Genomic DNA, 9234 nt, shown 5'->3' with positions numbered 1-9234 from the left:
TTCGATTCCCATCACCCGCTTCATGGTAACAACAAAGAGAGCTCTTGCTTATTGCAAGGGCTCTTTTTGATATAGTAAGCTCATATAAGAAAATAGTGGGAGGACTTATGAAAAATAAAATAGAAACGCCAAAGATTCCCCTGGAACTCGAAGACTTATCGTTAACTTTAGAAGCATGGGAGAGTAAAGAAGAAATCAAACATGGACGATTTGCCAATATCTCTATTGAGAATCAGAGCGCCAACCGGGTTTCATTCGATAAAGTGGTTTTTGAGAACGTGATCTTCAGCCAGTCCTCTCTCCCCGAAGTCGAGCTTACTGATGTGATTTTTGATAAATGTGATTTGTCCAATATGGACTTTAACGGTTCTTTCCTCCACCGGACAGAATTTAGAAACTGTAAATTGCTTGGTACTAATTTTTCAAATAGCAGGCTCCAAAATGCAAGCTTTCAGGGCTGTGTAGCTGACCTTTCTTTATTTCGTTTTTCCAAGTTTAAACAGGTGAAGTACACGGAATGTTCTCTGGTGAGTGGCGATTTCTTTCAAGCTACAGCTCAAAAACTGGAGTTTTCTGAATGCAATATAGATCAAGCTCTTTTGTCGGGTGTAAAGCTTAAGGGAGTGGACCTTAGTGACTGTAGCTTTGAAAGGTTAAATGTAGATATTGAGGATCTGGATGGATGCATCATCTCTGATGCTCAGGCCGCCTCTTTTGTTGGATTATTAGGCTTAATTGTGAAGTAAGTTTGATTATGCGAGTGATCTTTGTTTAAATGAAGAGATCAATGAATGTACAATATCATGCTTTCACTGATAAAAAGGAGGCGGATTATGAAAAGGGCTCTGGTTATTGGAGGAAATGGAACATTAGGCAAGGCTGTTGTTGCGAAGCTTCAGGAATATTCCGTTGAGGTCATTACAGCTGGCAGGCAATCCGGGGATTACCATGTAGATATGACCTCGACTGAGAGTATTACATCCCTCTTTGAAACGGTAACTAATATTGATTATGTCATTGTTGCAGCAGGCCAGACCCATTATGCGAAGTTGGAGGAGCTGACTCCTGAGAACAACATGATTAGTGTGCAGGGGAAATTACTCGGTCAAGTGAACATCGTCTTGATTGGGCAGCACTACATCAACGATAAGGGAAGCTTTACGCTGGTCAGCGGCATTATACAGGACCATCCCATTCTGAAAGGCGCATCCAGTGCTATGGTCAACGGTGCAATTGATTCGTTTGCCAAAGCAGCAGCGTATGAGTTGCCGCGAGGTATACGTCTGAATTCGGTTAGTCCTAACCTGTTTGTTGAATCCGCAGAGAAATATAAGGGTGTGTTTATTGGATTTAATCCGGTTCCTGTGGAGCGGGTCGCCAATACATTTATTCAGAGTGCACTTGGGATCGAAACAGCCCAGACCTTTAAAATATATTAACTGTATGGAATATTAAATAAAGGAGATCAGCAGAATGTTCCTGCTGATCTCCTTTTGTTTTGGGTTTTCGTTTCATTAAGAACAAAGACATGTCCATTTTGCTCGTTGTCTCATAAACCGCTAGATACCATACTTAGACATATACGGTATGGATAGCAACAACCACTTAGTATCTTTCCAAGATAAGCTGAGTTTTCAGGCCATCGGCTGGAATGAGCCAGTTTTTGTTTTCCAACACTTGCATCAGTTGGGTACGCAGTCCCGAAACAGCTGTAGAATCTGCTGTTTTGAACGAAATCTCTACGATATTCTCTAGACCTGTGCCTGCTGCGTTACGAATCGGCCATACTTCAAGGGTGAGTTCCTGTCCATTCCATGTGCCTTCATAACGTTGGAATGTTACTGGGCCGTAGGCACGGGATGCCGTGAGTTGTTGTTTACCCCAGTTGGAGGCGGACCAGTTTTTTAATTTGCCAGGCAGCTTGTCCAACAACATGCTCAAGGCTTCCTGCTGTGATGGAAGTTGTACGCCTGTAGCTTTGGTATCCACCTTTTTAGTGTTGGAGAAGCTCAATGTTTGTTTGCCATATCCCCAGTCAATTTCAGCCTCGTAGTTATCATCTGACGCATCAAATCCCTCTTGATTAGCCAGAGTCAACGCCGCATTAACATCACCATTGATGACAGGATAGCGCTTTTTATAAGTCAGTTCATAATTATTCTTGTCATCTTTCTTTCGAAAACGGACATCCCATCCTGCTTGATTCAGATTGAGTGCATTGGTGTCGAAGTACTCTGCGCTAATGTTTCTTGCTGTGGAGTTCAAGCCAAGCGTCTGAATGACTTCACTGCGTGGTGTCCCATCTGTGTTCAATACCAGCTCCGGCTTAGCCAGGAACTTCACTTCATAAGCAGGAACGGCGTTGGCTGCTGCAGAAGCCTGCGGTGCTTCCAGAAACGTCAGTCCACTTCCCAATGTCACGATGCTCAGCATGAATGAGGCGGTTACCTTTTTCCATTTTTTCAAAACCAATCACTCCCTAGGCTGGATTAACGTACAGACCCACTTTATCGTCCGAGTATATGAAAGCGATTAAATAGAAGGACTCGTTGCGTTAACCCTGCATAGATTTGATGAATGCCAAGCGATAGTTTATATGGGATAGCAGGATCATGAATTAAAAAGAGAGAGGCTGTGGCTCATGTCCCGCAGTACTTCCTTGAAGCGGTTGACCTGGACGGAAGGATGACGATCTTTGTTGTGGACGGTATAAATATGCCGCGGAGCCTGCTCCCCTGGAATGGGGAGGACCTTGATCAGTCCATGCTGCTCTTCCCACTGTACAGCCATTCGTGACATGAACGAGATATGACCGCCGAGTAGAACCAACTGCTTGATCGCTTCCAGAGAGTCCATCTCAACGGTGCTTCGCAAACGAATATCATGCTGATCCAGCCATTGGTTCGTTAAACGTCGAGTGCTGGATTCATCCCCATGCAGTGCAAAAGGAACCTGTGCCATATGCTCAGGTTTCAGCACATCCCTCTGAGCCAAGGCATGCTGTGGTGAGCAGATTAATACCAGATCGTCTTCACACAGCGTTTCTGCTTGCAGTACCGGACCTACAAACGGCTCTGAAGAGATAACACCTAGATCAATCTGGTGACGAATCAGCATTTCGCGGATAACGGGTGAAGGTTTAACCGATAACATAATTCGAATACCGGGGAATTCCTGAGAAAATGTATTCAAAATAGGCGGCAGCAGATACGTTGCAGGTACATAGCTCGCTCCAATGTGCAGGGTGCCCCGATAGAGGCTGTCATATTCCTGTACTACCCGGCGTGCTTCCTGGGTCAGGGCATTGATTTTGACGGAATAGTGTAAAAGGGCTTGTCCAGCCTCGGTGAGAAAAGTCTTTCCACTACGCGATTCGAATAATCGCACCCCCATCTCTTCCTCCAAAGACTTCATATGAAAGGTAACGGTAGGCTGCTTGATGCCGAGAAGCTCGGCCACGCTGGTCATATGATGATGCTTATCAATGAGTTCAACAATTTGCAGTTTAATCAGGTTCAACGAATCCAACACCCTCTCCGGTAACTTTGAATCTCCTTATATAGATTTAATCTATGAAGATCAACAGAATTCATCTAAAAAGTTAATTCCAATTTTACATTTCTAACATACAACTCGCGAAAGCGGACGTTAGACTGAGAACAGTACAAGAAGAAGACAGGCAGGGATGCTTATGAAAATGGAAATTAGGGGAATTCAAAAATCATTCAATCGCACTCCCGCGCTGCTGCCCACGGATTTAACACTCCAGCATGGACAGTTTACGACGCTGCTCGGCCCATCCGGCTGCGGCAAAACGACGTTGCTGCGCATGCTGGCGGGGCTAGAGCAACCGGATGCGGGAGAAATCGTCGCGGATGGCAAGAGTTTTTACTCGGCGACGAAGCGAATAGATGTACCGACACATAAGCGTAATCTGGGCATGGTGTTTCAGGATTTTGCATTATGGCCTCATATGACAGTATACGAAAATGTGGCGTTCGGCCTGAAGGCCGGAAAGCAGAAATCTGATCTGCGCCAGAAGGTGACCGAAGCACTTGGCATGGTTCGCCTGCAAGGCATGGAGGATCGTTATCCTCATCAGCTGTCGGGAGGACAGCAGCAACGGGTTGCTTTTGCCAGAGCGGTAGCAGTAAGACCGGGGATTATTCTGTTCGATGAGCCGCTAAGTGCACTGGATGCTGTGCTGCGGGAAGAGATGCGAATTGAGATGATGTCATTGGTACGGGACATGGGACTGACAGCGTTGTACGTCACCCATGATCAGGTTGAGGCGATGTCGATGTCCGATGAGATTGTGGTGATGGAGAAGGGGCGTATATTGCAAAAGGGGAACCCGGAAACGATCTACGCATCACCAAGCGATCCTTTTGTTGCGTCGTTTATCGGAAAGTCCAATTGGCTTACGCCTAATCAGTCCATGGTGAGACCGGAACATGTCTCCTGGAGCAAAACAGGTCATGACGATCTGTGTTATCAGGCGGTAGTGCTCAGCGTCAGTTATGTAGGAGAGCGTTATGAAATTCGGGTTCAGATGGAGGGGCTGGGTGTATGGACAGCCTATCTGGATCGAAGAGTACGCGTAGGGGAGAAGGTTCAGCTCTATGTAGCCCCGGAGCGGATCTGCCGAATGAACGGACAAGACACTCCGATTGTGAAGCCGAGAGAGTTCATCGCAGCAGCCAACTGATCATGATGAGCATACAGCGTGAGTTTACAGAAACGTGAATACAAATATAATCAGAAACCAAGGGAGATGGAATGAAAATGTTGGGTATGAAAACACGGAAAAGAAGCGCAATGCTGTTATTATCAGCGGTAATGAGCATCAGTTTGTTCGGATGCAGTACAGGTAATTCAACTACCGGGAATGCGGGACAAGCTGCTGGGGAAGGAAGCACGGCTACTGCATCGGCGGAAACAACAAAACCAGCCGGCGGTAAGCTGGTATTGTACAGTGCAGGACCTCAGAAGCTGGCGGATAATATCATCAGCGGATTTACTGCCAAGACGGGTATTGAAGTGGAGATGTTCCAGGGTACGACAGGAAAAATTCTGGCTCGCATGGAAGCTGAAAAATCCAATCCGGTAGCGGACGTGGTTATCCTGGCCTCCTTGCCTTCAGCACAAGCACTGAAAGCGGACGGTCTGACACTCCCATATCCTGATGCGGAGAATGCAGACAAGCTGAACAAGGACTGGTCGGATGCCGACGGAAACTATTTCAGCTCCAGTGCTTCGGCACTCGGAATTGTCTACAATACGAAGCTGGTGTCCACGCCACCAACCAGTTGGGCTGAGCTGGCAACACCTGCCTGGAAGGACGTTGTGAACATTCCTGATCCTACACTGTCCGGTTCCGCGCTGGACTTCATTACGGGATACCTGAGTGTGAATGGAGATAAAGGCTGGGACTTGCTGGACAGCTACAAGGCGAATGGTGTAGCAATGGCAGGAGCGAATCAGGAAGCACTTGACCCGGTCATTACGGGAGCGAAGAGCATCGTAGCAGCTGGTGTAGACTACATGGCGTATTCCTCTAAAGCCAAAGGTGAACCGCTGGACATCGTATATCCAGAGGAAGGGACTGTAATCAGTCCAAGACCGGCAGCGATTCTGAAATCGAGTCAGAATGTTGAGAATGCCAAGGCGTTTATCGACTACCTGTTGTCTGATGAGGCACAAAAGCTTGTTGCAGATGCTTACCTGATTCCGGGTCGTGAAGACATCGAGGCGACTAACCGGGCAAATCTGAAAGATATTCCGCAGCTTAAAGTGGATTGGAACTGGATGAGTGAACACGGAGATGAGACAGCAGCACGGTTCTCCGAGACTTTTAAATAAGATTATGTATCTTCCCGAGCAACTTTGAATAAATGTAACGACTGAATATTGAGAGTAATGGAAAGTAAGCAACACAGAGAGTGTCTTGTGGAAGTCATGTGAGGTGAAATTGTAGTGAAACCTGTTGTAGTAGACAACAACCGTATTTTTCGGAGAGTGGGCGTGATTCTGGCCCTCTTTCTGCTAACGATAAGCATTGGTGTACCGCTCTTGCTGATTTTCTGGCAAAGTGTGTATCCGAATGGGCAATGGGATTGGATGGCTCCGATTCGAACCATTACCGGACAGCATTTATCCGGGGTTCTGCTGAATTCCGTCTGGCTGGGGATCTGCGTGGTAGCTGTAACAACGCTGCTGGCATTGCCACTGGCGTGGATGATGGCGAAGACCCGCATGGGTCAGCATCGCTGGGTGGACGTGATCCTGATGATTCCGTTCATGACCCCGCCGTATATCGGCTCCATGGGCTGGATTCTATTTATGCAAAAAGGGGGATACCTGCAGCAATGGGTGCCTTCCGCTGCAAACTGGAGTGAGTTGTTCTTCAGCTTCTGGGGCATGGTGCTCATTATGAGCCTGCATCTGTTCCCTTTCCTGTATCTGTTGCTTCGGGATGCAATCATTCGCATTGGAGGCAATCTGGAAGAAGCGGGGGCGGTGCACGGGGGACGTGCGGGATACCGATTCAGACGCATTATTTTGCCACTGCTGTTGTCTTCCTATGGCATGGGGATCATGCTCGTCTTTGTCAAAACGATTGCGGAATTCGGAACACCGGCTACCTTCGGGCGGCGTATCGGTTATTATGTCATGACCTCTGAAATCCACAAGTATATCTCTAGTTGGCCGATTGATTTTGGTAAGGCAACCTCGCTCGCATCGGTGCTGCTGTCGGTCTGTCTGGTGATGTGGTACATGCAGTCTGCCATGAGTCGGAAGTTCACGTACCGTCTGGTAGGGGGCAAGGGGCAGCGATCCAAACGATACTCCCTACGTGGCGGAGCGGGTTGGTTGTGCGGGTTGTATCTCGCGTTGCTGCTGATTCTGTCGGTGGGCATTCCGTATTTCTCCATTATTGCTGCATCGACCATGAAGCTGCGCGGCGCGGGATTGTCCTTCGACAATCTGACGCTGGATCACTACCGGGAATTGCTGTCCTGGGGATCGGTCAGTATGAAAGCAATCGGGAACAGTCTTGGGCTCTCATTGGCAGCTTCGACGATTGCGGTTATTATCGGTACAGGTTTTGCACTGGCGATTGGTAAATCGTCTTCCTTTATGCAGCGTGTCATTGACCTGTTCAGTCTGCTACCGAATACGGTACCTGGCATTGTCATGGTGGTGGGTCTCATCCTTTTCTGGAATTCACCATGGATGCCGTTCACTCTGTACAACTCGTACGGAATGGTTGTTCTGACGTATGTGGTACTCTTCTTGCCGTACACGGTGCAGTATGTCAAATCAAGCTTCACCCAGATCGACGGAACGTTGTTCCAGGCGGGTCAGGTCTTTGGCGGAAGACCGCTATATATTCTGCGGCGCATTCTTTTGCCTCTGATTATCCCCGGTATGTTGGCCGGGTGGATGATGACATTCACCATCGCCACGCGGGAGCTGGTAGGGTCGTTGTTAATTTTGCCTCCATCGATGCAGACATCGGCTACGTATATTTTTGCTCAATTTGAACAAGGTCAGGTTTCATTGGGAATGGCGATGGCCGTGGTTACTGTCGGCATGACGGTACTGATGCTGCTCGGCATTGAAGTTCTGAATTCGAAGAGAAAGTGGAATGCATCATGATCAAACTGAAGGTATGGGGCGGCGCCGGGGAACACGGGCGCTCTGCTTATCTCCTGAGAGGGAGCCGGGTTCAACTTTTGCTGGATTGTGGCGTGAAAAAAGAAGGAGCCGGCGAATATCCGTTGATTGAATCGGAGATCGTTAAGGAGTTAGATGTGGTTTTGTTGTCTCACGCCCATGAGGATCATTCTGTCGCTATTCCATTGCTTTATAAGATGGGGTATCAGGGTGAAGTATGGACGACGCGGGAAACCAGAGAGCAACTGGACACCTACTTCAGAGCTTGGCGAAGAAATATGGAGCGGGCAGGACACACCCTCCCATACGAAGAAGGCGATGAACAACTGATTCGCTACCGATTTTTGGAGGATGAAGCCGAGGGTGGAATCTGGTTTGAAATGGTTCCTGGCGTCTCGGTGGTGTGGGGGCGTAGTGGGCACCTTGCAGGATCGGTATGGTTCGGGCTGGAAATGGAGGATAAGCGCATATTTTATTCCGGTGATTACACTTCCGAATCCATGCTTTTGCAGGAGGATGGTCCAGCCGATACGCTCTGGCAGGCAAAGTTACCACGTAACAGGCGTGGATTCGATACTCCAGTTAGTCAACGTTGGAAAACGGATATACGAACCGCCGTGAATGGTGGGCATGTCTTGACAGGAGAGCCATCCGCGTCGCAGACTCTTCCTTTTGCTGCATCCGAAGGGGGGGTACGGTCTCACGTATCAGCAGGTAGAACGGTACAGCAAAGGGATGCCTATGCCGTATCCAAGGGAGTAGAAGTGATCCATGCATCTTCATCCGGTCTTCTGGATTTGGCGATTATGGATGCTGCCTATGGAACAGATTGCGATACGCAGGCCAACAAGCTGGAACAGCTGGAGCAGGCCATTCATGAGACGATTGCCCGGGGTGGAAAGGTGCTATTGCCTATGCCCTCAGTAGGTCGTGGTCAGGAAATCATGCTGTGGGCACAGCAGCAGTTCCCGGACGTTCCGATTGTAGTGGAACAAGGGCTGGTGGACGGTCTGAAGCAGCTATTACGTGCGCCATATTGGCTAAAGGAAGAGGAAGACCACATTCCGGGCTCTGTAAAGGAAGCGATTGGGCGTTTCCTGAGGGGTCATGGATGGGAGATGCCTGTGACAAAGGAAGAGCGAGAGCGGCTACTGCATCAACATGCTGCCTCTTTGTGGTTCATTCCGGACGGGATGATGCAGTCCTCGCTTGCTCGCTGGTACTATAGCCAGTTTGCGGACGATGAACATAATCTGGTACTGCTCACTGGGCATGTCTCTGCTGGCACCTATGCTTACAGGCTGTTGCAGAATCCTGCAACACACGGAGCGTGCGAGGTACGGAAAATTCGTTATAAGGTGCATCAGGGATGGAAGGATGTCGAGAAAATGCTGCATCAGGTTCCTGCAAGGCATACGGTGCTTGTGCATGCGGACCGGGCAGAGACGGATAAACTGAGAGAAGGCTTACTCAGCGAAAAATCAGTCTCGGGGAAAGGGATTTTGCATTCGCTATCTCCTGGAGATGAGCTGTATCTGTAAGTTGAATTTGATA

At 48.5% G+C, this 9234-nt stretch carries 8 protein-coding genes; 6 read left to right on the top strand and 2 right to left on the bottom strand.

The features are described from left to right. Positions 1–107 precede the first annotated feature (107 nt). Both CS562_RS26860 and CS562_RS26855 read left to right on the top strand, forming a co-directional pair. A complete protein-coding gene (locus CS562_RS26860) occupies positions 108–746 on the top strand; it encodes a pentapeptide repeat-containing protein (RefSeq protein ID WP_099858705.1) in 639 nt (212 codons plus the stop codon). A gap of 87 nt (positions 747–833) precedes the next feature. Continuing rightward, a complete protein-coding gene (locus CS562_RS26855; protein ID WP_076290732.1) occupies positions 834–1439 on the top strand; it encodes a short chain dehydrogenase in 606 nt (201 codons plus the stop codon). A 166-nt stretch (positions 1440–1605) separates the two neighbouring features. On the opposite strand, the gene CS562_RS26850 is transcribed toward CS562_RS26855, so the two are convergent. Then, positions 1606–2466, bottom strand: coding sequence for a CYTH domain-containing protein (locus CS562_RS26850; RefSeq protein WP_099858704.1), 861 nt, complete (start codon positions 2464–2466; stop codon positions 1606–1608). A 144-nt stretch (positions 2467–2610) separates the two neighbouring features. Then, a complete protein-coding gene (locus CS562_RS26845) occupies positions 2611–3519 on the bottom strand; it encodes a LysR family transcriptional regulator (RefSeq protein WP_076290731.1) in 909 nt (302 codons plus the stop codon). A gap of 172 nt (positions 3520–3691) precedes the next feature. On the opposite strand from CS562_RS26845, the gene CS562_RS26840 reads away from it, so the two are divergent. From CS562_RS26840 to CS562_RS26825, 4 genes are all read left to right on the top strand, one after another. Then, positions 3692–4708, top strand: coding sequence for an ABC transporter ATP-binding protein (locus CS562_RS26840; RefSeq protein WP_099858716.1), 1017 nt, complete (start codon positions 3692–3694; stop codon positions 4706–4708). 77 nt (positions 4709–4785) lie between these two features. Beyond that, on the top strand, positions 4786–5862 hold the full coding sequence (locus tag CS562_RS26835) for an ABC transporter substrate-binding protein (RefSeq protein ID WP_090904034.1): 1077 nt from the start codon (positions 4786–4788) through the stop codon (positions 5860–5862). 114 nt (positions 5863–5976) lie between these two features. After that, a complete protein-coding gene (locus CS562_RS26830; RefSeq protein ID WP_099858703.1) occupies positions 5977–7662 on the top strand; it encodes an ABC transporter permease in 1686 nt (561 codons plus the stop codon). Beyond that, positions 7659–9221: an MBL fold metallo-hydrolase gene (locus CS562_RS26825; RefSeq protein ID WP_257219614.1), complete on the top strand. Its 1563-nt coding sequence runs from the start codon at positions 7659–7661 to the stop codon at positions 9219–9221. Before CS562_RS26830 ends, CS562_RS26825 begins: the two co-directional genes overlap by 4 nt. The last annotated feature ends 13 nt before the right edge of the window (positions 9222–9234 follow it).

The sequence above is a fragment of the Paenibacillus sp. LK1 genome, assembly GCF_002750415.1.
Taxonomy (GTDB): domain Bacteria; phylum Bacillota; class Bacilli; order Paenibacillales; family Paenibacillaceae; genus Paenibacillus; species Paenibacillus taichungensis.
The sequence above is the reverse complement of the archived record's forward strand: the minus strand, read 5'-3'. Positions and strand labels throughout refer to the sequence as shown.

Excerpts from the sequence above, each read along its gene's own strand:
- CS562_RS26855 (WP_076290732.1), top strand. The coding sequence starts at position 834 with ATGAAAAGGGCTCTGGTTATTGGAGGAAATGGAACATTAGGCAAGGCT.
- CS562_RS26860 (WP_099858705.1), top strand. The coding sequence starts at position 108 with ATGAAAAATAAAATAGAAACGCCAAAGATTCCCCTGGAACTCGAAGAC.
- CS562_RS26835 (WP_090904034.1), top strand. The coding sequence starts at position 4,786 with ATGTTGGGTATGAAAACACGGAAAAGAAGCGCAATGCTGTTATTATCA.
- CS562_RS26840 (WP_099858716.1), top strand. The coding sequence starts at position 3,692 with ATGAAAATGGAAATTAGGGGAATTCAAAAATCATTCAATCGCACTCCC.
- CS562_RS26825 (WP_257219614.1), top strand. The coding sequence starts at position 7,659 with ATGATCAAACTGAAGGTATGGGGCGGCGCCGGGGAACACGGGCGCTCT.